This window comes from Gordonia sp. (in: high G+C Gram-positive bacteria), assembly GCF_049647785.1.
Taxonomy (GTDB): Bacteria; Actinomycetota; Actinomycetes; order Mycobacteriales; family Mycobacteriaceae; genus Gordonia.
In genome coordinates, this window is the sequence record NZ_JBARYI010000082.1 from 102,458 (window position 1) to 124,958 (window position 22,501).

A 22,501-nucleotide genomic window follows, 5' to 3' on the forward strand; every position below is an offset into this window, starting at 1 on the left:
GGTTGTCAGGGAATACCAACTCCCCCTTTCGCCCATCTGACATTTCCCGAGTTCATCCGAATTCTGCCACAGTAGTCGATCGAATCTTTCGAAGGAGTTTCCGAAAAATGAAGTTTGACCATCTGTCAGGATCTGGAACATTAGCGTCTGACGAACTTGAACTGGAATCAGTATCCAGCCGGATTGTCAATTTGTTCGAAGGCCTCCATCAAATTGCGCCAGAGACGTTTCCAGAGGAATGGTATGACACATTCCAATACGTCGGAAGCAGTGGGAAAATCCCGGAGCAGCTAATCGATCTGTCTAACGTAGCCAACGCAAGAAGTTTGGCAGAACGAGGCCAAATGGACGTGGACAAAGGTGTGCAAATCAGCACCACATCTTCGATAAGGCTGAGGACGCCCGGCGATATACCGTTCCAGGTTGACGGCAAGATCGGAGGATTCGCCGGAACTGTTAATAGTTTTCTACTGATAGTAAACCCTGCTCGCTACTCGCTCGCCCGAGACCGAGACTATCTCATCCTCAGCAAACATGAGATTCGCGAGGCTGTCATCCATATCGCTCGCGTTTTGCGGTTTGATGAAATCTTGTACTTTGCTTCTGGTGGGCAGCCGAACCCACAAGTGAATCTTCCCCCTATAGGCGACAGGGCCGCACGCAGAAAGGCTAGTGGCCCGCGCTGGAGAGGTCAATTGGGGTGGTTCACCTACCTCGACACAAGTGTTTGGGAAATGGACATTGATGAATCCGCTTTGCCCCCGAATGTTCTGATCGAGCCAGTCCTCAACGGCGTGACCATCCAACTCGGCGACGACCACACTAATGTTCCCGATCTTTTGCTCGCTCAGGCCCGCCGTGCGATCGGATGGGAGTACCGGCGGGACGTATTGTCGAAATAAGGACTGTTCGCTTTCGACGAGCTTTCCTGGCAGGGGGCAGGGGGCTCGTACGAGGCTCTCTTGGATTTGCGTGGGACCGCTGAGATCACTGGTTGCGGATCCTCACCGGTCGATGCTGCTGTGTTGACCACAGGTTTCCAGGTCGCTTGTCAGTGGCAGATGGATGGCGTTCAGCTTGGTGTTACTGGTGGGCCGACGGCGCAGATGTCGATCTCGTACCCGCCGGCAATGGTTATTGGTGGGCAGGTCATGCCGAGTATTTCCACGACGTTGCGGAATGGGACGTCGACGGATGTGAAGTTTGCGACTAAGCAGTTGCGGGGTCCGAAGGCTGGTGCCCGGATGGATGAGGGGGAAAGCAATGTTTGTGGGGGAACAGGGTCGCCGTCGTGGTGCGCCCAACCCCAGATACGGTGCCTAAGGATCTGGAGCCTTCGGCGAGGGGTGAACACCTGGGATTCCACCCGGGGGAATGGGTCGAGCTGTCCTCCTGGGACATGCTTTGGCATCGGCCCAGGGAGTGGACTGCTCGAGGTTATCCATCGCCTCCTGCCCCAGCGGGAGTGGATCGTGGAAAGGTTGGGAAATTCATCACATCATCCCTTTGGAGTATAGGGGCGGACATACATTTGAAAATATGATCCCTTTACCTAAAGAAATCCATGCGCTATTTAGTGATTGGTTCCGATTTTATGGATAACGAAATCCTTGCAATCCTCGACTCGTTCCCACCAGTGGAATCGTCGAGTGGTGATTTTAAATTTACTGCGAGTACGGTCTATCAACCGCCCGCCTCAATGCAGGAAATAAAGGACTGGGAGGAACGCTCATCGTGTCGAGCTGGAGTATTGAATGACTTGTGGAGCGTGACGAGAACGACTCGTCTCTATTACTCCAACGGCGGAAGTGGCCTGACATTACTTAGTCCAGAAGATAGTGCTCTTGCATCGGTGTTGGGTTACGAGTTAGATGAGGACGGATTTCATGAACGCGACGTCGTGATTGGTAAATTCGAGGTGATTCCGGATTCAATCATCTATAGTCCTGAGGAAGACGTTATCCTCTGGGCTGGAGTTATCGATAGTCGTGACGACTGGGATCGGTTTGAGAGTGTCGCAAACTTTTTGGGCGAGTACAAGAACTATCCCAATTTGTGATTTCCGATTGAGTCCTGGTGGACGGGTGGTGTCACAGAGGGTCTCGGGAAGTCATTCTTCATAAAGTTGGGACGATGCGCGAAGTTCGGTGACATGTTGACGATCACGGATTCTTCGCCACTAAGTACCCTTAGTCGGACCAGGTGCGGAGACCCTGGGCGCTGCCGGGCACTGTCCGATTGCGTTCCGGCCTTATGCAGATGACCCGATCGGCGCCGAACTCCCATAGGCATAGGCTGTGGCGATGCGAGTGAAGTTCCACGGTGGCCACTTCGACGGACGAGAACACCACGTTGAACCCGGGGCCACCGAGGCCAGGCTGCCGCACCTCATCGATCACGGCGACGGCACCTCGCCAGACCTTGTCGACGAACGCAAATCTCTGCTCCCGCGAGATGCGCTCATTGAGCGTGTTCCCCAATGTCCGGACGTGGCCGAATCATTGAGCTACTGAGGCAGTACACCACAGATTTGCCCTGTGCCCGGCAACTCCATCAGGGTTGCCGGGCACGATTTCTGCGTCGACGCTGACCACCGCGAACGTCAGTTCACGTGTGAGTCAACCTCCCCTTGAGCCGAACCCTGTTAATGGCGGGGGACGCTTTTGATGGTCCTTCGTTCTTAAGCACGAATGGACACCTGCTCGAATTGGACCGCACCTAACGTCGTTGAGTCTGGACATGCTCGTCGAGGAACTGCTGTGTCATCTCGGCAATCGCTGCGGCGTGGGCATGAAAAAGGTAGTGGTGGCCGTCCATGATGGTGACCTGCTGAATAGCCGAGTTGCTTATCGCCGCGCGGTGGGAGGACTCCCATTCCGGGTCAGCTTGGAGCGATGAAGATGCAAGGATCGACATCGCGGGCATGGACGCGGGGAATATGGCTCCCTTGATTTCGCGCACGTTTTCGGCTTCGTGGGCGGTCTCGTCCAGCATGGTCGGGTTCAACACCCACGAGTACCCGCGTAGGTACAGGTCCTGCTGGTCCTTGGTGTACTCGGCCGCGTCGCCCAGGCTCTCCTGGTAGTCAGCCACCAGCCCCAGGTAGTTGGTTCCCTTGTCCAAGGCGATCAGGTCTCGTACGCCGCCGACCGCGGTGACGGCGGACATCCAGCCCGGCCACGCAGGAGCGCTCCCGGCAAGATCTGTCGTATAGCGCTCATCGTCCAGCCCCACAACCGCGGCGACCTCGTCGGAGTGCCGGGTGGCCCACCACATCGCGTACAGACCCGAGATCGAGTGGGGCATCAGGACGTAGGGGCCTCCGAGCCCCAGTTCTCGAAGCGCGGCCCGGGTCTCGTCGACGATCGCCTCGCTGGTGCGCGGGACGTCGGTGCCATCGCTGAGGCCCAGCCCGAATGGCTCGACGGTGACGACCGTGTTCTGCGCGGCCAGGCGCTGGGCCAGCGGGTTGAAGCTGATAATCGGTTCCGGCGTGCCCAGGCCGGGCATCAGGACGATGGTCCGCGGTCCCGAGCCCTGGACGGCTACGCTCATCCGGTGCCCGTCCACCTCGACGTAGCGGTGGACGGAGCCGATCTCGTTTTCAATGGCCGCCTTGTCGCGGGGTGTCTGCCACCAGTGGAAACCCGCCGAAATCGCAACGGCAACAACGATTACCGAGACCAGGCTGACAAGAATCCGTCGCACCACCCGAAGTAGTCGGTGCCGTGGGTTCCGGGGCGTCGGATCCGCTAGTCCACTCAGCCGAGCGTCATCAGTCAGCCCTCCCGATTCCGATTCCACGTCGACGGGAATCGGGTCTGTCGCCCCTGTAGTTCCCATGCAGCCAACGTAGCCGATGTCAACGACGCAGCCGAGGAATTTACTACACTGCGTAGTAGGCGATCTGTTCGAGTTATGTCCGAGGCTGACGCTTAATAGTTTCCGCAGCTGTTCGTATGTGATCGCTACGGAACCTGTTGATGGCGGGGGCGCGGGGTCGCGAAATTCGGTGGACCGGGCGGGTACCCAACTGCGACACTCGGCCGATGGAACCTGTGGTTACGTTGACCGCCGCTGACGCTGGAGAAGTCCTTACCCTGCAGCGCGCTGCGTATGTCACCGAGGCACAGGCTCACGATGACGTCGAGTTGCCGCCACTCACGCAGTCGCTCGACGAACTGGTCACCGAACTTGCCTCGCCCGATGTGATCGCAATTGGCCTGCGAAGTGAGGTGGGGCGCCTGGTCGGTGCTGTCCGCGTGCAACTGTCACCGGACTCTGTCGCCGAACTGGGCCGGCTCGTCGTCGTACCGGACTTGCAAGGGCAAGGTCTCGGTAGTCGACTGCTGCAGCTCGCCGAGGAACGACTACCGGAGCAAGTCAGCCACCTCACGCTCTTCACCGGCGAGCGCAGTGCTGCGAATCTGCGGCTCTACGAACGGTTCGGTTATCGCGAGACGCACCGAACCCCAACGCCCGCCGGCTACGCGTTGGTTCACCTCAGCAAATCAATTCGACGCTAGCGACCTGTCCCGGAAAACGGGCATTCGATAGGTTCGGTACATGGGCGATGTCGAGTATCTTGCAGTGTCGGTACGTGGTGCAGCCATTCAGTTCGAAGGCGTCCCAGGCGACGTCGACGAGAATCTGCGACGACTGCGCGCGCTAATCACCGAGGCCATCGACCGCGGCGCGACGTTGATTGCCATCCCCGAGTTCGCGACCTCTCCGCTGCCGCTTATGGCTGAAGTACATCGAAGCGTGATGCCGCCGTCGAATGCGGCGGTCGACATGCTGGCCGACATCTCGCGCCGCGAGTCGGTACGTATCGGCGGTTCCATGCTGATCGCCGACGGCGACGAGATCTACAACCGCTACCACCTGTTTGAGCCCGACGGCAGCGTCCACCTCCACGACAAAGACCTCCCCACCATGTGGGAGAACGCCTTCTACGGACCCGGCAACGACGATGGAGTTTTCGAGACCGGGCTCGGCCGCATGGGGGCGGCAGTGTGCTGGGAACTGATTCGATCGCAGACTGCCCGACGCCTGGCCGGAGTCGACGTCGTGATGACCGGAACGCACTGGTGGACGGTGCCAAGCAACTGGGGCCCGATCGTCAACCGAGCCTTTGGCCCGCTGGCCCAGTACAACCGCTACCTGTCCGAGCAAGCTCCGGTGGAATTCGCTCGCCGCGTGGGGGCGCCGGTGCTGCAGGCGTCGCACTCTGGGCGATTCCGGACCGACTTCCTGTTGGCACCGGGGACCAGCACGGCAGTCGGATATGAGACGTCGTATGTCGGTGCCACGCAGATCGTCGCAGCTGACGGCACTGTTCTGGCTTCCCGGAACACGGCCGAGGGGCCGGGCGTGGTGGTGGCCGAGGTTCAGCTTGGCGCGCGCCAGCCACCCGTCCCCGTCGAAGAGAGCTTCTGGATCCCGAAGCTGCCCGCTGCACTTCGGGCGTACTGGCATCAGCAGAATCTGGCGGCAAAGTCTTACTACCGCCGCCAAGGACGCGACGCCGGCCTGGCAGCGGCGGCGAACTGCGACTAAGTCAGTCCAGTTCGACTGAACCGCGGACGACGGTGTTCGTCGCGCCGCCGACCCATGTTCGGCCCTCGTCGAATCTGACGTGCACGCGACCTCGGCAGCCCAGCACCGTTCCCTGAGAAGCGACGTACGACGACGGGAGTTGACCTCCGGGAATTAGCCACTGCGCGATCCCCGCATTGAGTGAGCCGGTGACCGGATCCTCAAAACCCTGCGAGCCCCCGACGAAACCGCGAACTTCGACGTCGCAGTCGGACCCGGCGGGGTAGCGCCCGACGATGCCGATCTCTAAGCCATCCATCGCGGCGAAGTCAGGCTCAACGCCGAGGACGGTGTCGGCATCTTTAAGGAGAGCCGCCACCCATTTGGGGCCGTTCACCACCCAATACGCAGACTGGATCTCCGCGGGCGGGAGCCGGAGGGCGGCGGCGATCCGGGCAATGCTGTCAGCGTCGGCTGGCTCGTGTCTCCGCAGGGGCGGAGCCTCGAACGCGAGAACCTCACTGCGCCGCACCCGAACAAGTCCGGCAGCACACTCTTGGACGACGGAGTCCTCGTTCTGTGGTGATCCGCCAGCTTCGAGCCATGCATGCGCGCTACCCAAAGTGGGGTGACCGGCAAACGGAAGCTCTTCGGTCGGGGTAAAGATTCGCACGCGATAGTCGGCCGCGGGGTCGGTAGGCGGCAGCAGAAACGTCGTCTCGCTGAGATTCGTCCAGCGGGCAAATGCCGCCATCTGGTGGTCCGTCAACGACGCCGAATCATGAACGACGGCAACGGGATTGCCGTACAGCCGGTCGGTCGAAAATACGTCGACCTGGTTGAAGGGGAGCGCGCCTCGGGTGTGCTGCTGACCTGGGACAAGGGATGCATCCGTCATGACGATATTGTGTCAAATTCTTCGTATCGAACACTTGTGCTAATCAGATAGCGAGAGTAACGTATATCACATCAACTACTCGACTTTGTTCGAGCGGCTGGTGTTCTTTGAAAACTTAAAAGCGCGTCGCGGCACACGGCGACACCAACTGCTTCCACGGCATTGCCGAGGAAGTAAGGGTGAGTGCTGCGACGGCACATGGGTGGTACCGCTGGCCTGGCGGCATGGGGCTGTCGGGCGCGGTTACTGCCTGCTCGACGGCCCTTTCGGTGGGTCGATTAGTTGCTGCGCCAGCTCAGTGGCTCCCGGTGATCCCGGGCTCGGCCGGGTGCGTTGGTGGGCCGAATATTTCGTTTCTTGAAAGAGGGGAATGTCATGAGCGTTTCTGAAGTGGTCAGGGAGTTCGCCGATCGGCTCTCCGATGAGCTCTCCGGGGTGGAGGGGCGAACCAGCGATGGTTCGGGCGGTGGTTCGTTGGCGGGGTTGCTCGCCAATGCTTCGCCTGCCGGGATCGATGACGGTGAAGTCCTTGCGGTGTTGGTCGAGGGCGTGCGATTGCTGAATGTGGCGAATGTGCTTCTGGCGCAGACGGTGCAGAGTGCGGTGCGTGTGGGGGTTCCGATGCGGAAACGGTTAAAAACCGGGGCCGACTTGTTGTTGGGGTTGGGAGTTCCGCCGGCGGTGGCGTATCGGCTGGCTCGCGTGGGGAAGGCTTTTGAGTCGGTGGAAGCCCTAGCCGGGTTAGCGGGTCAGGCCCTGGTCGGTGGGGTAGCGATTGAGCACGCGGACGCGGTGGGTGAGGGCCTGACCTTTGTCGGGAAGCGGGTTGAACTCGATCCCGAGGCCGAGGTGCAGGTGGCGCGTCGGTTGATCGTGCAGGAGCGTCCCGGTGATGTTCGGGCTCGGGCGCGGGAGATCGCGATCGAGTTGGCGCCGACCGCGGCGGAAGTGGATCCGGAGGTGGTTCCGGTAGCCGAGAACGCCGAGCTCAATGAGATGAGTGTGGTGGTCGGGGCTGATGGTCGCACGAGTGTGGAGCTGGACGTGGATGTGGTGTTGGGGGAGGAGCTGTGGCAGGCGCTCGACCCGTTGTGCCGACCGGTGTTGGCACCCGATGGGAGTCGGGATCCGCGGAATGTGGGGCAGCGTCGGGCGGACGCGTTCGGGCAGATCGTGCGAATGTACCTGGCCGGAAGTGACCGGCCCACGAATGGTGGGGTTCTGCCGCACGTGAGTTTGTTGGTTCCGGTGGTGGCCGAATCTGGTTCGGGGAGTTCAGGCTCGGCCACGGGGGTGGCGCAGCGAGGTTCTGTTGGGTCGGGGCGGGTCGCATCGCTCGGGTTTACCGGGCCAGTGTCGGACCGGACGGTGGGTCTGGTGTTGTGTGATTCGGCGTTGCGTCGCATCGGGGTAGACGGGCAGGGTGCGGTGTTGGATGTGGGGCGTGAGCATCGGACGGTGACCGTTCCGATTCGCAAGGCATTGGAGGCCCGCGACCGCGGTTGCGCTGCTCCGGGGTGTGGACGTCCGGTTGGGTGGACTGATGCGCACCATATTGTTCCGTGGTCGCAGGGTGGGGAAACCAGCGTGGAGAATTCGGTGCTGCTGTGCCGGATGCACCACACGATGGTTCACCACGGCGGTTGGGAAGTATTCCTGGGCACCGACCATCACCCGTGGTTCGTCGTGCCAGCCAACCCGGCACGCCCGGGCGGTCAGCGTCGGATAGTGCGCTCGCACGCACGACGCACCCTCACGCTCGCCGAGGACGCGGCAGCCTAGCGGCGGCAACCTCCGACAGGCATAGCTGGGCGACGGCGCAGCTACGCAGTGCGAACACGTTTGGTTAACGGCAAACCGAGGAAGGCGAGCGCGGCAAACACTGCTGCGGCAATAACGGTGGCTGTCACCAAGCCGAGTGGGTGGGCGATCAGGCCAGTCGCAATCGACGGGATCGAAATCGACAGATAGCCGACGACGAAGTAGCTCGTCGTGACGTTGGCACGCTGCTCTGGTGGCGTCACCGCCGTCAAGGCACGCATACCCGCCATGAATGCCAAACCCTGCCCGAAACCGGTCACCACTATGGCCGCGATGAACAGTGGCAAGTTGGTCGCTAAGAGGGCCCCGATCAGCATCAGGGAACTGACAACAATGCCGATCAGGCCAACCACCATCAGCGTGCGATCCGGCAAGGACCGGAACACGATCTGCGCAGCCGCCGAAACCAAGAAGAAGAGGGCCAACACAATGCCGATCACCGCCGACGAACTCGCACCCAGATCCGTCGTGAGCAGGTTGGGAGCCACTGCCGAATACACGCCAGCGAGCGAGAAGCCGGCAACCGCACCCGGCACCGCCGCGAGAAACACGGCTCGTGACTCTTCCGGAAGTCCCGGGAGCTGAAGGGAAATGCCCTTCCGCGTCGGCGGAGTTTCATGCACCCAGTACAGGGCAAATCCGGCGATCACCAGGAGGACGAGGTGAATGAGGAACGGATCGAACAGTGGATCCGGCACCACTGGCGCAATAGTTCCGGCCATCAAAATGCCCAGCCCAAGACCGCCCATGTTGGCTGCCGTCGCAACAGTTGAGGCCAAGCCCAGACGACCCCGCGGCGCATTGCCGATCACCGTGACAGTTCCCGTCGCAGTGAAGACTCCGGCGGCCAGGCCGGAAAGGATGCGCCCCAAATACAAGATCCAAAGGGCACCGCCGACAAGGAAAGCCACCGCCGACACCGCGGACAGCACCAAACCCAACAAGAGGATCGGCTTGCGCCCAACACTGTCGGACATGCGGCCGAAAATGATCAGGCCAGCGATCACGCCAGCCGCGTAGACGGCAAACAAGATGGTGGTGATGGCGGCACCGAAACCGTATTCCAACTGGAACCGCGGGTATAGCGGCGTCGGTAGCGTCGTGCCCATCATGACGACCGCAAAGACATACGCGGCGAGGAACATCGGCACCAACGTGGTCGGTTCCTTGACGTCGGACTTCACGATTTCGTGCCTCCTGGAATGCCGCGGTCTAGTCGAGTACGACCATCCCGCCGCCTCATCTATTCCATAGGTATCAATAGGCAGGTATCGATCGCCTCAGGCACAGTGGAGTTGTGAGGACAGCAATTTCGACGTTCCGTGCGTCGCCGAAACTCGTCGCCGAGGCCATCCGCGAAGCGAGCGGCCGTCAACTTCTGGTGGCGACCGTCGTTTCGCTCGGGGTACTCGCGGTGATGGGTATCGGTACCGTGATGATCCCAAACACCCTGTTCAGTCGTGAGATTGCGCCGACTATGTGGAGCTATCCCGTCTGGATCGTCACTGCGATTCTGTCCGGACTACTGGCAGCGACGTATGTGGCGCCAGCCGATCAGATGCCAGCGGGGGAAAGCCCCCGCGAAGGTCGCTGGGGAGTCATCGGCACCCTGCTGACCTGGTTCGCGATCGGATGCCCGGTCTGCAACAAGATCGCGCTAATCGCGCTCGGATCATCGGGTGCGATCGCCTACTTCGCGCCCATCCAACCGGTTCTCGCCGTCATTGCCATCGCTCTACTGTGGTTCGCGTTGGCACGCAGACTTGAAGGTGCCAAGGCCTGCGCCGTCCCGCTAGCGGTGTAGCCGCGCCACGCCGTTGGCCACCAACTGCTCGATACCCTGCGGATCAACACCAGCCTCGGCCAGCAGTTCAGCCGTGTGCTGCCCCAATGCGGGAACATCGCCCATGCGGGCCTCGACGTCGTCGAACGTCACCGGCGGCAATAGCGCGCTGATTGGGGAAAACTCGGTCCCGACCGTGCGCCACCGATTGCGGGCAGCCAATTGCGGATGCGCCGCCACATCTTTCAATTCGTTGATCTGGGCGGCGGGGACACCGGCTTCGGCGAGCTTTGCGTCCAGGTCGGCCGTCAACCAACCGCGGGTCCGATCGGCGACAGCAGCGTCGCACGCGGCGCGATTCTCAACGCGCGCCATATTCGTCTGGAATCGCGGGTCGGTCGCCAACTCCGGAACCCCGAGCACCGCAGTCAGCGCAATCCAGCCGCCATCGCTTTGCACGCCAATCAAAATCTCGCCGTCGGCAGTCGGGTACGAGTCGTACGGGGCGATCGTCACATGGCTGACGCCCATCCGGGCAGGCTGTTGCCCGGTGTAGAGCTGCGTATAGAGCGAATGCCCCATCCATTCGACGGTCGACTCCAGCATCGAAACCTCGATCGCCGCACCGACGCCGGTCCGGTAGCGCCGCAACAGCGCGGCGAGGATTGCCTCAACGCAGTACATCCCCGACGCGATGTCGGCCGTCGGGATTCCGGTCTTCACCGCATCGCCGGGCGTCCCAGTGATAGAGATCAGGCCGCTCTCCGCCTGAATCAGCATGTCGTAGGCTTTGCGCTGCTCGAAAGGTCCACCTCGGCCATAGCCGGACAGATCGACAGTCACGAGTTCGGGATGGGCGGCGCGAAGGTCGCTGGCACCGAAGCCGAGGCGCTCCGCGGCCCCGGGTGCGAGATTCTGCAGGAACACGTCGGCCTGCCGGATCAACGAATGCACTGCTTCGCGCCCGCTCGGTGCCTTCAAGTCGACGGCAATGGACTCCTTGCCACGGTTGAGCCACACGAAATGGGCTCCCGAGCCGTGGACGGCGGCGTCGTAGGCCCGGGCGAAGTCGCCTCCGTCCGGACGTTCCACCTTGATCACCCGCGCACCCAAGTCGGCGAGGTGTCGCGAGGCAAGGGGTGCCGCCACCGCCTGCTCAATACTTACGACCGTGACGCCGTCGAGGGGGAGCGAAGAAGACATGGCAATCACTATTGCACGGCAGTCAATGTGGCACCGAGACCGACGAAGCAGCGATGTGATGGGCAAACTCTGTGACCTCAGCGTGATCTTGCACTCCCTGGCGGAACCCAAAATTCGACATATATGTAGGAACTAGCAGGCGGTTGACCTGGGAGAATCATGAGAAAGTGGTGAGACGAAAGTCAACTCCCGTCTAATCCGGGAATTTTGGTTAGCAAACGTGCCGATGTTCTACTGCCGAGTATGAGTCGACGACGAGTATTTTCGGGTAGCCGTTCGGTGGCTGCCCTGGGCGTTGCTGTGGTCAGCATCGCGGCGTTGGTTATGGGGTCGATCGCAGCGCCACCGGCGCACGCGGTGAGCGAACTTGAGCGCTACCTAAACTTGCCGATGGTTAATCGGGACGCCAGCCAGGGACCCGGGGGAGTCAATCCGAAACTTCCCACCGACCCCAAGGTCCTGAAGGGACTTGTCGAAGAGGCGCGTGAGCGAGGGGTCGCACCGACTTCGTACCAAGCTCTACTACTTCAGTATCGACTCGCCGATACGACCGCCGCTGCGGGCATTGACCTCAAGTCGTGGAATCCGCGCGCAGGTGTCAGCGCCAATCGCGTGAACCTGGAACGGTCGTACACGTTCTACAAGAACCTGCAGCTCTCGCATCGCGAATTGCAGTGGGCTGGCATGGCCGGGCTGGTCGGTGCCGATTTTGGCGGCGGTCTCCTCGACTTCGAGCTCGCTACCAACGTCTACGACTTTGCGCGCCTGGCACCCGTTGCGCACGCCATCGTCGCCGAAACGAATCGCTCGCTGGGGCCGGTGTTCGTGGACAAGCTCCCCGAGGGACTTCGTGCCCTCGCCCGCGTCGGCGCCAAGATCACCGCTGCTGACCTGCGGCACGTGCAGGGCGCAATTCTGGTGATGCAAAAGAACATTTTCAGTGACCTCATGCCCATGCACCGCGCCTATGTCACGGAGGGGCTGCCTGCACTCCGTGAGATGCGCGACGCCGGACTCTTCCCCGACGAGATCATGAACGCTTGGGAAAACATCGCTACCAAGACTCCGGACGGCATCGCTGCTGGTAACGCGCGACTGCTCATGCGTGAGCAGGGTGAGATCATCAACAAGCAGTGGGACGCGGTGCGCGCCTACCGTGGCGACGTCGGCATGGCCATGACCTACGCCAGCACCCTGGCTGGATCGCCGTCAGTGGCGGGCGTCCCGCCGCTGCGGTCGTACAAGCCTCTCCAGTTGAATGGCACTGCGGTCGATGGCCGCAAGGTCACGATTACCGTTCCGCTCCCGTCGTGGAACTGGTCGGTCTTCGACGAACGCTGGGACTACATCACCACAGAACTTCTGCCGAAGTACCGACTGCAGATCGAAAACCGTTGGCCGGCACTCAAGCGCGAGCTACAAGCCCCCGAAAGTGCCCAGATGGAACAGCACCGCCCGATTTTCAACATCCTCCCCACACTTCAGTCGGCGTTGGAGACCTTGAAGGTTGAGGTCAAGTGAAGCCCGCCGCGCGCTTAGTCGCGCTCGCATCGGCGGTCGTCATCGGCCTCTCGGCCCTTGTGCCACTGACCGCGGGTTCGGCATCGGCCGCACCGCCAAACCGGACGCCCGGCCTGAACGAAATCTTCAACGGTTTCGTCATCGGCACCTTCCAGTCCGGCAAGATGGGCAGTCCCGATGAGATCCTCAAGCCGCTCACCTCGACCGACCCCTTCTATCGGGAACCGGCCCTGAACGGCAGCGAAAAGCCCGGCACGCTGCTGAAGTCGAAAAAGGTGGCCGTCCAGTTCGTCGGCTTCCAGCCAGGCAATGTCGACGCGTACAAAATCATGTTTGTCACCACCGCGCTCGACGGCAAGGCAGACATCAGTACCGGGCTGATCATGATCCCGCGCGATGGCCGGAGCAACGCTAACCGCAAGATCGTCAGCTACCAGATGGCCAATGACAGCGTCGGCGCCAACTGCCACCCGTCCGCCATGTGGACCGGGTCGGACCCGATGGATGGTGCATCGTGGTCGGCGCTCGGGCCGCTGGCCCAGATGTTCGGCAAGGGCTACGCCGTTGTGATGTCCGACGTGGGCAACAATGGCGACCCGAAGCCGCATGGTGTGTTCGCGGGCAAGTACAACGCCCGCAGTAACCTTGACGCCACCCGCGCCGCTCTGACGCTGGGCGAAGCAGGGCTGTCGAAGACGTCACCGATCGGCATGTTCGGCATTGCCGGTGGTGGCGTGGGCACCGGTCATGCAATTGAGCTGAAGGACCAGTACGCACCGGAACTTAATGTGAAGGCTGCCGTCATCGAGGGCATGGTCCCGAACTACCGCAACTTCATCGAGACCGCAGATGGATCGGTTGGCTCAGGCTTTGCGATGGCAACCCTGCTGGGCTTGGAGCCGCACTACCCGGACATGCGCGTCAACGATCATCTGAATGACGCCGGCCGCAAGGTCGCGGACTACTACCGCACCAAGTGCCAGACCCCCGGCTACTTCACGCTGCCAATGGTGCCGCTGAACACCTTGTTCAAGGGTGGGCAGTCGCCTGCGCGAATCCCCGCGTTCCAGCGTGCCTACCGTGACAACAACCTGGGCGAAGGCACCCCCGCCAAGGGCGTCCGCGTGCTGATCGGCTCGTGCCGAGCCGACGACTCCCCGATGTCGCTGGTGCCCGCAGCTGACTCGCGAAAGTTGGCGAAGGCCTGGCGCAGCCGCGGCGGCAAGGTCGACTACCAGCCGACCGACTGCAGCATGGTCAACGCCGTCGTCAACATCTACGGCTGGGGAACCGATCTGTTCGGCATGCAGACCCTCGACTGGCTGGCTGCACGACTAGATTAGTAGCGTTTCGACGCGAATTTCTCCGGTCCGGAAAACCCGCAGACCCCCCATACGCTGGGGGTTTGCGGGTTTTCTCGTTGCTGATAGTTGGTGCGTGCCGTTTCGGAGCCAAGACTTGAAGTACCGGCACCGCAGCGAAAGCGGCGGCACAACCAAGGGGGAAACAATGGCTCAGGCAACATGCGTAGATGCCGTGAGAGGGCTAGGGGACAGGCAGGTGGAACGCACGGGGGCGCGGAACGGCAGCTTTGAGAGCTACATGAGAAGGGTCTTCGTCGTCCTCAACTCGGTGTTGCTGATTCTGGTTGCGGGAGCGTTCCTGGGGCTAGCTCTCGTCATCCCATTTGCCTTCGTCTTGTCGACGATGGCCCTCATGGTGCTTTTGGTTTTCTTCCTCGCTGGGATTCGACTGCCCGCCCCGAACTGGGTCCTCGGGGTCACGGCAGCGATTCTGCTCGCCGGCACTGCCGCAGGTTTCGTCGTGAGCGTATTCCTGGGGCAGTGACGGCAGTCGGCAGTCGCGGCAGTGGGAATTGGCGGATGAGGCAGGACCGACAGGGCTTGGTCCTGACGGGGGCTAGCCTTTCCGCTTTGTCCCGGGGAGCACACCGGCGTCCAAAACGAGTTTCACCAGCGGGCGGGTGCGGTCGATGAGGTCGTTGAAGCTCGGATCGAAACTCGCCCCGGTCACCGCGTCTGTATGCGCTTCGATCTGTTGATAGAGCGCGAATCCTTCATCGGTGAGACGCTGCTTGTCGCCATCGACTGTCACGAGGCCGCGAGCGACGAGCCGCCCCACTGAGCCCTCCCAGTCGTCGTCGGTCAGTCCGCGTGTCAGTTGGATCATGCGACGACCCATGACGCGCCGCTGCACGGTGGGATCGGGGAGTTCCGCTTCGTGGAAGACCGCCGCATCGGCACCCGGCAGTTGGTGGGTGACGAGCTGGGCGATGTGGTTGTCGCCACGCCACTCCCGCAAGATCGTCAAGTAACGCCACAGGGCAAGGTGGGGTGCCTCGGGGGACGGAGTTGCCGCCCATGCCGCCGCTAACGGTCGCCCCGAAAGGGGGAGCGCCGACACGATTGCTTCGTAGTCGGCAAGCAGGGGAGCTACCTGGTCGATCGCATCCCCGAGAATCGTCCGGTACTGCTCGTCGAGCATGGCGTAGCGGCGCTCATCGATCGCGTCCAGCCCGATCTCCGTGGCACGTGCCCATGCGGAATCGATGAGGGCAGGGGAAAAGTTGTAGAACGTTGCCGCGACGACGCCACCGCTGGTCTCACCGAGAGGTGCGGCACGACCGCCGACGTAGAAGGCGTGCCCGTCGATCCCCAGGTCGTCCAACGCCGCGCCTACGCCGGGGTTGAAGTAGGCGAGAACGTGGTACGGCTCGAGGGATTCGTAGGCGCGCCGCGCAATCGCGGCAGTGTCGAGGTCAGGTTGGTTAGAGGTCATCGCTTCACCATGCCACTTCGCTCCGACGTGCGGCCGGTGAGTTCGCCGATCTCGTCCCACCGCGAGCTCGCGGCACCTACCGTGACAGATCGCGTGCGGCCTCCACCGGGTCATCGACCTTGGCGTCGAGCCGGGTACCTTGCGGAATCGTGAAGTAGACCGCGGCGGCGACGCCGAGCATGATGAGACCGCCGGTGAGGCTGGTGAGCTGCATCGACTCGGTAAAGGCAACGCCCGCTTCCTTACCCAACTGCGGTAGCTGCAATTCCTCGGCTACGCCCGCGGCCGAACCGATCGATTCGCGCACGGCGTCTTGCAAGTCGGACGGAAGGGCGGCGAGCTGGTCGGAGCCGTTGAGTCGTCCGCGGTACAGGACGGCGGCGATGCTGCCGAGCAGGGCGACGCCGATGACATTGCCCAATTCGTACGACGTCTCCTCCATCGCAGCGGCATTGCCTGCGCGGTTCTCCGGACTGCCACTCATGATTAGTGCCGAACCGATTGCCAGGGCACCCATGCCAATTCCGACGAGGCACAGGGGTGCGAGGATCGTCGCATAGTGAAGCTCTCCAGGGGTCGCGTACACGAGGATCATCCCGATGCCTGCGGCCGCGATGCCGCCAGCGATGACAAGGCGGGGACCAATACGATCAGCAACCCACGGGGCAGCCAGCGAGGCGATCGCCGCCGCGGCGGCGAGCGGGATCAACTCGACTCCGGCTTGAAGTGGGGAACTTCCTTCCACTGCCTGGAGCCACTGAGCCAGCAGGAGCAGCGCGGCACCCATGGCAAACATGGAACCGAGAGCGGCGACGATGCCGCCGGTGAAGACGCGACTGCCAAACAGGCCAAAGTCGAGCATCGGTCGTTCCTGGCGGACGCTGCGGCGGAAGAACAGGTACAGCAGCGTGAGGCCGCCGACGAACGCCGCCCAACCCTCGGGCAACAGCAGGCTCGACTCTGCGCCGAAGTGCTTAACCGACCACATCAGGGCGACCATGCCGGAGAACGACAGCGCGATGCCGAACCAATCCCAGACGCCGGGGTCGTCGGACTTCGACTCGGGCAGCAGGAAGGCGCCAGCAATCACGGCGAGCGCCATGAGAGGCACATTTACCAGGAAGGCTGACTGCCACGAGAAGTGTTCGACGAGGAAGCCGCCGATTAGGGGGCCGATGGCGGCGCCCAACCCGGCGACCGACGCCCATACGGCGAGTGCGCGGGCTCGTTCGCGGGGATCGGAGAATAGCGTGCGGATCATCGACAGCGTGGCCGGCATGATGAATGCGCCGCCGATACCGAGGAGCGCGCGGATACCGATGACGGCGGTGGGTGATTCGCTGACCAAGATCAGCAGGGATGCCGCGCCGAAGATCGCGTAACCGGCCATCAGCATGCGTTTGCGTCCCCACCGGTCGGCCAGCGATGCTGCGGGCACCAGAAGGCCAGCCAGGACCAGCGAGTAAACGTCGACGATCCACAGCAACTCGTTGGCGGTGGGATGGAGGTCGTTCGACATCGCGGGCAGCGCGATGTTGAGAATCGTCATGTCCATGACGATGACGAGGAGGCTGGCACTCAGGACCGTCGTAGCAATCCAGGCGCGGCGCGTGGTGACGTCGGCACTCATCTGGTGGGTCCCATTTCATTCGGGGTGGGTGGTTTGCTGTCGGCGCCCATGAAGGGCGCGACGATCGCGCGCAGCGTCGCTTTGGGTAGCGGGGCGTCGTGCTGGACGGCGTGGATGGTGACGCCGTCGGCGAGGATCGCCAAGGCATGTGCATTGGTTGGTCCGACGTATGCGGTAAGGATGTCGATCAGGTTGTTTTGCCAGCGCAGCGAAAGTTCGCGCAGGTCGGCGTCGAACGCGGCGGCCGACATCAGAGAGACATCGGCGGCGAGGTTCCGGTGATTGCGCAGGTAGTCGTGCAGATCGTCGACGAGGGCATCGATGGACCCGTTTGACGTGGCGAGGCTTTCGCGCACGGCTTCCAGGTCGTCGTCGATCTCGGCGGCTAGTCGCTCAAGGGCGCGGGTGCGTAACTCGTCAATGGACTTGAAGTACTGGGTGGTGGAACCGAGCGGTACGCCAGCGCGTTCGGCGACGCGTCGATGCGTCAGGCGTTCGGGGCCCAGTTCGACGACGAGGTCGGCTGCCGCCGTAATGATGGCGGTCCGACGTGCTTCCGGGTCTCGCTTGGACACGGCACCTCCCCCATTTCTGTACAAACGTACATGTACATTTGTACACGAGGGCTGCCGTTGATTGTCGGAACTGCGATCAGCCCCACATCTGGCGCGTGTGCTCGGCGAGGGCGTCGAGGGGTTCCAGCGACCGTGTCGCGCGGGCGGTAATGATGGCCCCTTCCATCGAGGAGACCAGCACGTTGCCGGTGCGTTGGGCCGTGTCTGCGGGCATTCCGCCGCGTTCGAGTGCGGTGGCGAGTTGGTCGGCCATGGCGGTAAACGCTGCCGCGGCGTGTGCGGCCGCATCCGGGTACTCGGCGGAGGCGATGGACGCCGAAACCAATGGGCACCCGAACTCGTAATTGGTCCGTGTCAGGACCCGCTTCCATTGATTGATTACCTCGCAGAAGCCGTCGACCGCGGGCTGGGTGGCGAGTGCGGCTGCCAGGCGGCCGGATGCGAACTGACCGGCGGCGACGGTCGCCTCTGCCAGCAACTGAGCCTTCCCGTCGGGGAAGTGCAAGTACATCGACCGGCGCGCGACGCCACTGTGCGCCATGAGCTCGGTGATCCCGAAGCCGTCGGCCCCCTTGCTCCGCAGCAAGATGGTGGCCGAGTTGAGTAGTCGTTCCCGGACGGGAGGGGTGTCCATGCCCACACTCTACTCGCAAGTAGAACGACCGTTCTGCTAACGTCGCGGCATGACTCACGCTTTTGACGAGGCAATCACCCTCACGACCGTCGGCACGGAACGCAATCGGGTCGTCCGCGCCACGACCCACCCGGCCTACAACAACATGGTCGGACCCTACGGCGGCATCACTGCGGCGGCAGTGGTCAAGGCGATCACTCAGCATCCTGATGTTCTCGGCGACCCGCTGTCGATGACCATCAACTTTGCCGCGCCGATCGCCGAGGGCGAGTGGGATCTGGAACTGCAGTCCGCGCGCACCAACCGCACCAACCAGCACTGGATCTTTACCATCCGGCAGGCCGAACAGATTGTCTCGACCGGCACCGCCGTGTTCGGTGCCGTCCGCGACACATGGGCCGACACGGAACTCTCGCCGCCGCAGGCACCGCCCGTCGATCAGGTGGAGCCGAGCAGCTTCGGTGACTTCATCGCGTGGGCCAAGAACTACGACAAACGCTTCGTTACGGGTGCCCTCGTGGAGGGTGTCGTGGATAAGAGTGATGATTCGACGTCGACCCTGTGGCTCCGCGATCACCCTGAGCGGCCAATCGACTACCCGGCCCTGATGGCGATGAGCGACGTCTTCTACCCTCGGATCTTCTTGCGCCACGGTGCCTACATGCCAGCGGGCACCATTTCGCTCACCACGTACTTCCATGCCACCCGCGAAGAACTGGAAGCTCAGGGGTCCAAGCACGTCTTGGCGACGGCGCGTGCAGGTCGGTTTGGGCACGGCCACTACGATCAATCAGGCGAGATCTGGTCGGGCAACACGCTTCTTGCCACCACCCACCAGCTGGTGTACTTCAAGGACCCAAGCTAGACGGGTCTTGCATGAGCGGGAACTAAAGGCAGAGGGAGAGACGATGACTGGCAGGGCAACGCGCATCTCGGGTGTGGTTCTGGCGGCAGCTACGGTCGCTGTGCTGGGGGCGGGATGTTCTGGGAGCGATACAGCAGCGCCGGCTGATGCCCTGCATCCGACGAATGTTGTTCTCTCGCAGGATGATTTGCCCGGCAACCTGAAGACGGTCAAGCTCGATAAAGACACGCTCCGGCAGTTGGCCGACCAACTGCACGATGCCACCAAGAAGACGACGGTGACGCCGGCGAACTGTGCGGGCATCGGATCGATGCCCGACTCCATAAACCCCAAAGCGGACGGCCTTATGGCTGCTCGCAACGATGCGGTTTCGGTCAGTGAAGCTGTTGAAGTTGCGGCGATCGTGCCCGGTGGAGTCGATCTGGCCGCAGCAAAGGCGAGGGTCACCGGCGCGTGCAGCACCGTCAAGGTCGCGGTAAGTTCCGGCCCGATCAAGGATGCGGTCATCACCATCGACAACACGGTGCTCGACGTGGCGCAGGGAGCCGCCGAGCAAGTGCTCGTAGTTGAAAGCGCTAGTCGCACCGTTCGCGGTAGCAAGGCAGCGTCCGAGAAACTGCTGGTGGGCCGCGCCGTCGTGAAGGGCTACGCGATTACTGTCCAAATGTCGTCGCTGACTAACTCGGGTGACCTCGACCGCCAGCTATTCAACGAAGTCTTTGCAAACGCGATCGCTAAAGCCGCGCGCCCGTAATTGCGCAAGATATGTACTGCTGCTGCCGCATCAGTCAGGATTGTCTGGTTGTGCACAAAGTGGGCAGTTCTGAAGGGATAAATTGACAATGGCGTTGACCAAGAAGGTCGTCGTGGCTGTGGCCGCCTCTATCGCGGCGGTTTTGGTGGTGGCGGGTTGCTCGTCGGATGACAATGCTGACTCGTCCCAAGCGTCGTCGGCTCCGTCCTCCGACGCAGCGAAGGCAGCGGGCCTGGTTTTGACGCAGGCGGAACTGCCTGCCGGATACCAGGTGCTGCCAGTCCCGAAAGATCAGATCCAGAAGGTCTCCGACTCGATGTTGAGTGCGACGCGTTCGGCGAAGGTGACCCCAAAGTGCATGCAACTCAGCGCAGTCCCGGCCAAGATCAACACGGACGAGATGGGCTTCGTCGTTGCGATGAAGGGTGTTTCGGCACTCGCACAGACGGTCATTGTCTCCGACCGCACCATCGCCGACTTCCGCGCGGCAGTCACCGGGAAGTGCGCCAAGCAGAAGGTTGAGATCACCGAGGGTCAGGCGATCGGTGCCAAGGGCACGGTGACGTCGAAGGTTATCGACTCGTCGAACCTCAAGGTGAAGGATGCGATCGTCGTCAAGCAGGAGTCGGTGATGAAACTCAACGGCACCACCGTTAACTCGAGTGCGCTTCTTGGATTCGCGGTGGTCGACGGCTACTTGGTGAGCCTGCAATCGAACGCCATGGGCGACGGCGCTTCCCCCGACCTGAAGGCTTTCAACGCGACATTCCCCAAGGCGATTGCCAAGGTCAAAGAACACAATTCGTGATGGCGGGCTGGGCCGTTCAGAAGCTGCAGCAGAGCTCATCGCCACCGCTGTAGCAAGCCCACAACGTAGTTCCAGAAGACCGCAATACAAAACATCCGCTCACTCCCCGGAGGGAATGAGCGGATGTTGTTGTTGGTGTGAGGACTAGATGACGCCCAGGGCGTTCATCGCGTCGGCAACCTTGACGAAGCCTGCGACGTTGGCACCCACGATGTAGTTGCCGGGGGCGTCGTACTTGTCGGCGGTGGTCAGGCAGTTGTGGTGCAGCGTGCGCATGATGGAGCTCAGGCGCTCTTCGGCGTAGTCGAAGCTCCACGAGTCGCGCGACGCGTTCTGCTGCATTTCCAGTGCGGAGGTGGCGACACCGCCGGCGTTGGCGGCCTTGCCGGGCGCGAAGCCCACGTTCGCAGCCTGAAGGACCTTGATGGCCTCCGGAGTGGTCGGCATGTTGGCACCCTCGGCGACGATCTTGCAGCCATTGCGGACCAGCGCTGCGGCGTCGTCCTCGTCGAGTTCGTTCTGCGTGGCGCAGGGGAGCGCGATGTCGGCAGGGACCTGCCACAACGTGCCCTCGGTGACCAGGCGGGTGCCATTGTTGCGGAGCGCGACGTACTCGCCCAAACGTGCGCGGCGGACCTGCTTGACCTCTTTGAGGATCTCCAGGTCGATGCCCTCTTCGTCGACGATGTAACCCGACGAATCCGAGCAGGCGATAACCGTGCCGCCGAGCTGGTGGATCTTCTCAATCGCGTAGGTGGCGACGTTGCCCGAACCCGAGACGAGGACCTTCTTGCCGTCGAAGCTGTCGCCGGTAGCCTTCAGCATCTCGTCGACGAAGAACACGGCACCGTAGCCGGTGGCCTCGGGACGCACCTGCGAGCCACCCCACGACAGGCCCTTGCCCGTGAGGACGCCCGACTCGTAGCGGTTGGTGATGCGCTTGTACTGGCCGAACAGGTAGCCAATTTCGCGGCCGCCGACGCCGATGTCACCGGCGGGTACGTCGGTGTACTCACCGATGTGGCGGTACAGCTCGGTCATGAACGACTGGCAGAAGCGCATCACTTCGCGGTCGGAGCGACCCTTGGGGTCGAAGTCCGAGCCACCCTTGCCGCCGCCGATGGGCAGGCCGGTGAGGGCGTTCTTGAAGATCTGCTCGAAGCCGAGGAACTTGACGATCGACAGGTTCACCGACGGGTGGAAGCGCAGGCCGCCTTTGTAGGGGCCGAGGGCCGAGTTGAACTCGACACGGAAACCGCGGTTGATCTGTACACGGCCAGCGTCGTCGGTCCACGGCACGCGGAAGATGATCTGACGTTCCGGCTCGCACATGCGGGTGAGCACGTCCTGGTACTCCGGGTGGCGCGCCATCACCGGGCTCAGGGACTCGAAGACTTCCTGAACTGCCTGGTGGAACTCCGGCTCACCGGGGTTGCGGTTGATAACCGTGTCATAGCAACCCTGCAGGTCGCTGTCCCATGCGGTCATTCTGGTGTTCTCCCAACTGGTGCGCCGCACGAGCTGGGCTCTGCGCGCACCGCAAAAAAGATTTCGGTCCACTGGGCCAATTCCGTAGTTACTCTATCGGCGCGCCCTCTGGCTTATGAAACTGGATTGCCCATTTGTGCGTTTAAACACCGGTGTAGCGGGCCTGATGCACGCGCATCAGGCC

The 22,501-nt window shown here is 62.2% G+C and carries 23 protein-coding genes; 14 read left to right on the forward strand and 9 right to left on the reverse strand.

All coding sequences use genetic code 11. The features are described from left to right. Positions 1-107 precede the first annotated feature (107 nt). The 4 genes from WBA38_RS14470 (at position 108) to WBA38_RS14485 (ending at position 2,513) form a co-directional block, all read left to right on the forward strand. Complete coding sequence (locus WBA38_RS14470) at positions 108-902, forward strand: hypothetical protein (RefSeq protein WP_424293139.1); 795 nt, start codon at positions 108-110, stop codon at positions 900-902. A gap of 3 nt (positions 903-905) precedes the next feature. Continuing rightward, a complete protein-coding gene (locus WBA38_RS14475) occupies positions 906-1,517 on the forward strand; it encodes an MspA family porin (protein WP_424322996.1) in 612 nt (203 codons plus the stop codon). A gap of 47 nt (positions 1,518-1,564) precedes the next feature. Then, positions 1,565-2,059, forward strand: coding sequence for a hypothetical protein (locus WBA38_RS14480; RefSeq protein ID WP_424293140.1), 495 nt, complete (start codon positions 1,565-1,567; stop codon positions 2,057-2,059). 244 nt (positions 2,060-2,303) lie between these two features. Continuing rightward, positions 2,304-2,513, forward strand: a complete 210-nt coding sequence (locus tag WBA38_RS14485) for a hypothetical protein (RefSeq protein WP_424293141.1) — start codon at positions 2,304-2,306, stop codon at positions 2,511-2,513. 205 nt (positions 2,514-2,718) lie between these two features. On the opposite strand, the gene WBA38_RS14490 is transcribed toward WBA38_RS14485, so the two are convergent. Then, positions 2,719-3,843, reverse strand: a complete 1,125-nt coding sequence (locus WBA38_RS14490; RefSeq protein WP_424293142.1) for an alpha/beta fold hydrolase — start codon at positions 3,841-3,843, stop codon at positions 2,719-2,721. Positions 3,844-4,049: 206 nt separating this feature from the next. On the opposite strand from WBA38_RS14490, the gene WBA38_RS14495 reads away from it, so the two are divergent. Continuing rightward, entirely contained in the window at positions 4,050-4,526 is a 477-nt protein-coding gene (locus WBA38_RS14495; protein ID WP_424293143.1) for a GNAT family N-acetyltransferase, read from the forward strand. Positions 4,527-4,566: 40 nt separating this feature from the next. After that, the gene (locus WBA38_RS14500; protein ID WP_424293144.1) at positions 4,567-5,559 is read left to right on the forward strand and encodes a carbon-nitrogen hydrolase family protein; all 993 of its coding nucleotides are present in this window, start codon (positions 4,567-4,569) and stop codon (positions 5,557-5,559) included. Position 5,560: 1 nt separating this feature from the next. Here the strand turns inward: WBA38_RS14500 and WBA38_RS14505 are convergent, their stop codons facing one another. Next, the gene (locus tag WBA38_RS14505; RefSeq protein WP_424322989.1) at positions 5,561-6,436 is read right to left on the reverse strand and encodes a PhzF family phenazine biosynthesis protein; all 876 of its coding nucleotides are present in this window, start codon (positions 6,434-6,436) and stop codon (positions 5,561-5,563) included. A 375-nt stretch (positions 6,437-6,811) separates the two neighbouring features. Between WBA38_RS14505 and WBA38_RS14510 the strand changes: the two genes are divergently transcribed. Continuing rightward, the gene (locus tag WBA38_RS14510) at positions 6,812-8,218 is read left to right on the forward strand and encodes a DUF222 domain-containing protein (protein ID WP_424322990.1); all 1,407 of its coding nucleotides are present in this window, start codon (positions 6,812-6,814) and stop codon (positions 8,216-8,218) included. Positions 8,219-8,259: 41 nt separating this feature from the next. On the opposite strand, the gene WBA38_RS14515 is transcribed toward WBA38_RS14510, so the two are convergent. Next, positions 8,260-9,441, reverse strand: a complete 1,182-nt coding sequence (locus WBA38_RS14515; RefSeq protein ID WP_424322991.1) for an MFS transporter — start codon at positions 9,439-9,441, stop codon at positions 8,260-8,262. 113 nt (positions 9,442-9,554) lie between these two features. On the opposite strand from WBA38_RS14515, the gene WBA38_RS14520 reads away from it, so the two are divergent. Continuing rightward, complete coding sequence (locus WBA38_RS14520) at positions 9,555-10,061, forward strand: hypothetical protein (RefSeq protein ID WP_424293023.1); 507 nt, start codon at positions 9,555-9,557, stop codon at positions 10,059-10,061. Here WBA38_RS14520 and WBA38_RS14525 read toward each other — a convergent pair. Next, a complete protein-coding gene (locus WBA38_RS14525) occupies positions 10,050-11,243 on the reverse strand; it encodes a CaiB/BaiF CoA transferase family protein (RefSeq protein WP_424293024.1) in 1,194 nt (397 codons plus the stop codon). The two genes, WBA38_RS14520 and WBA38_RS14525, sit on opposite strands and share 12 nt — an antisense overlap. A 243-nt stretch (positions 11,244-11,486) precedes the next feature. Between WBA38_RS14525 and WBA38_RS14530 the strand changes: the two genes are divergently transcribed. From WBA38_RS14530 to WBA38_RS14540, 3 genes are all read left to right on the forward strand, one after another. Beyond that, positions 11,487-12,764 carry a hypothetical protein gene (locus WBA38_RS14530; protein ID WP_424322992.1) on the forward strand — a complete coding sequence of 426 codons (1,278 nt, stop codon included), beginning with the start codon at positions 11,487-11,489 and terminating at the stop codon, positions 12,762-12,764. After that, on the forward strand, positions 12,761-14,107 hold the full coding sequence (locus WBA38_RS14535) for a lipase family protein (protein ID WP_424322993.1): 1,347 nt from the start codon (positions 12,761-12,763) through the stop codon (positions 14,105-14,107). The genes WBA38_RS14530 and WBA38_RS14535 overlap by 4 nt, the downstream gene beginning before the upstream one ends. 259 nt (positions 14,108-14,366) lie before the next feature. Further along, entirely contained in the window at positions 14,367-14,612 is a 246-nt protein-coding gene (locus WBA38_RS14540; RefSeq protein ID WP_424322994.1) for a hypothetical protein, read from the forward strand. A 72-nt stretch (positions 14,613-14,684) separates the two neighbouring features. Here the strand turns inward: WBA38_RS14540 and WBA38_RS14545 are convergent, their stop codons facing one another. From WBA38_RS14545 to WBA38_RS14560, 4 genes are all read right to left on the reverse strand, one after another. Beyond that, positions 14,685-15,563 carry an SCO6745 family protein gene (locus WBA38_RS14545; protein WP_424294859.1) on the reverse strand — a complete coding sequence of 293 codons (879 nt, stop codon included), beginning with the start codon at positions 15,561-15,563 and terminating at the stop codon, positions 14,685-14,687. A gap of 76 nt (positions 15,564-15,639) precedes the next feature. Continuing rightward, a complete protein-coding gene (locus WBA38_RS14550; protein WP_424294861.1) occupies positions 15,640-17,193 on the reverse strand; it encodes an MFS transporter in 1,554 nt (517 codons plus the stop codon). Continuing rightward, positions 17,190-17,768 carry a TetR/AcrR family transcriptional regulator gene (locus WBA38_RS14555; RefSeq protein WP_424294863.1) on the reverse strand — a complete coding sequence of 193 codons (579 nt, stop codon included), beginning with the start codon at positions 17,766-17,768 and terminating at the stop codon, positions 17,190-17,192. The genes WBA38_RS14550 and WBA38_RS14555 overlap by 4 nt, the downstream gene beginning before the upstream one ends. A gap of 76 nt (positions 17,769-17,844) precedes the next feature. After that, positions 17,845-18,402 carry a TetR/AcrR family transcriptional regulator gene (locus tag WBA38_RS14560; protein WP_424294865.1) on the reverse strand — a complete coding sequence of 186 codons (558 nt, stop codon included), beginning with the start codon at positions 18,400-18,402 and terminating at the stop codon, positions 17,845-17,847. Positions 18,403-18,451: 49 nt separating this feature from the next. On the opposite strand from WBA38_RS14560, the gene WBA38_RS14565 reads away from it, so the two are divergent. From WBA38_RS14565 to WBA38_RS14575, 3 genes are all read left to right on the forward strand, one after another. Beyond that, entirely contained in the window at positions 18,452-19,267 is an 816-nt protein-coding gene (locus tag WBA38_RS14565) for an acyl-CoA thioesterase (protein ID WP_424294867.1), read from the forward strand. A gap of 43 nt (positions 19,268-19,310) precedes the next feature. After that, positions 19,311-20,021 carry a hypothetical protein gene (locus WBA38_RS14570; RefSeq protein ID WP_424294869.1) on the forward strand — a complete coding sequence of 237 codons (711 nt, stop codon included), beginning with the start codon at positions 19,311-19,313 and terminating at the stop codon, positions 20,019-20,021. 88 nt (positions 20,022-20,109) lie between these two features. Beyond that, complete coding sequence (locus WBA38_RS14575) at positions 20,110-20,829, forward strand: hypothetical protein (protein ID WP_424294871.1); 720 nt, start codon at positions 20,110-20,112, stop codon at positions 20,827-20,829. 144 nt (positions 20,830-20,973) lie between these two features. On the opposite strand, the gene gdhA is transcribed toward WBA38_RS14575, so the two are convergent. Next, entirely contained in the window at positions 20,974-22,317 is a 1,344-nt protein-coding gene (gdhA, locus tag WBA38_RS14580; protein WP_424294872.1) for an NADP-specific glutamate dehydrogenase, read from the reverse strand. Positions 22,318-22,501: the final 184 nt, after the last annotated feature.

Excerpts from the sequence above, each read along its gene's own strand:
- WBA38_RS14530 (WP_424322992.1), top strand. The coding sequence starts at position 11,487 with ATGAGTCGACGACGAGTATTTTCGGGTAGCCGTTCGGTGGCTGCCCTG.
- WBA38_RS14570 (WP_424294869.1), top strand. The coding sequence starts at position 19,311 with ATGACTGGCAGGGCAACGCGCATCTCGGGTGTGGTTCTGGCGGCAGCT.
- WBA38_RS14560 (WP_424294865.1), bottom strand. The coding sequence starts at position 18,402 with ATGGACACCCCTCCCGTCCGGGAACGACTACTCAACTCGGCCACCATC.
- WBA38_RS14485 (WP_424293141.1), top strand. The coding sequence starts at position 2,304 with ATGCGAGTGAAGTTCCACGGTGGCCACTTCGACGGACGAGAACACCAC.
- WBA38_RS14545 (WP_424294859.1), bottom strand. The coding sequence starts at position 15,563 with ATGACCTCTAACCAACCTGACCTCGACACTGCCGCGATTGCGCGGCGC.
- WBA38_RS14565 (WP_424294867.1), top strand. The coding sequence starts at position 18,452 with ATGACTCACGCTTTTGACGAGGCAATCACCCTCACGACCGTCGGCACG.
- WBA38_RS14470 (WP_424293139.1), top strand. The coding sequence starts at position 108 with ATGAAGTTTGACCATCTGTCAGGATCTGGAACATTAGCGTCTGACGAA.
- WBA38_RS14490 (WP_424293142.1), bottom strand. The coding sequence starts at position 3,843 with ATGGGAACTACAGGGGCGACAGACCCGATTCCCGTCGACGTGGAATCG.
- WBA38_RS14500 (WP_424293144.1), top strand. The coding sequence starts at position 4,567 with ATGGGCGATGTCGAGTATCTTGCAGTGTCGGTACGTGGTGCAGCCATT.
- gdhA (WP_424294872.1), bottom strand. The coding sequence starts at position 22,317 with ATGACCGCATGGGACAGCGACCTGCAGGGTTGCTATGACACGGTTATC.
- WBA38_RS14550 (WP_424294861.1), bottom strand. The coding sequence starts at position 17,193 with ATGAGTGCCGACGTCACCACGCGCCGCGCCTGGATTGCTACGACGGTC.
- WBA38_RS14525 (WP_424293024.1), bottom strand. The coding sequence starts at position 11,243 with ATGTCTTCTTCGCTCCCCCTCGACGGCGTCACGGTCGTAAGTATTGAG.
- WBA38_RS14480 (WP_424293140.1), top strand. The coding sequence starts at position 1,565 with ATGCGCTATTTAGTGATTGGTTCCGATTTTATGGATAACGAAATCCTT.
- WBA38_RS14510 (WP_424322990.1), top strand. The coding sequence starts at position 6,812 with ATGAGCGTTTCTGAAGTGGTCAGGGAGTTCGCCGATCGGCTCTCCGAT.
- WBA38_RS14540 (WP_424322994.1), top strand. The coding sequence starts at position 14,367 with ATGAGAAGGGTCTTCGTCGTCCTCAACTCGGTGTTGCTGATTCTGGTT.
- WBA38_RS14505 (WP_424322989.1), bottom strand. The coding sequence starts at position 6,436 with ATGACGGATGCATCCCTTGTCCCAGGTCAGCAGCACACCCGAGGCGCG.
- WBA38_RS14495 (WP_424293143.1), top strand. The coding sequence starts at position 4,050 with ATGGAACCTGTGGTTACGTTGACCGCCGCTGACGCTGGAGAAGTCCTT.
- WBA38_RS14575 (WP_424294871.1), top strand. The coding sequence starts at position 20,110 with ATGGCGTTGACCAAGAAGGTCGTCGTGGCTGTGGCCGCCTCTATCGCG.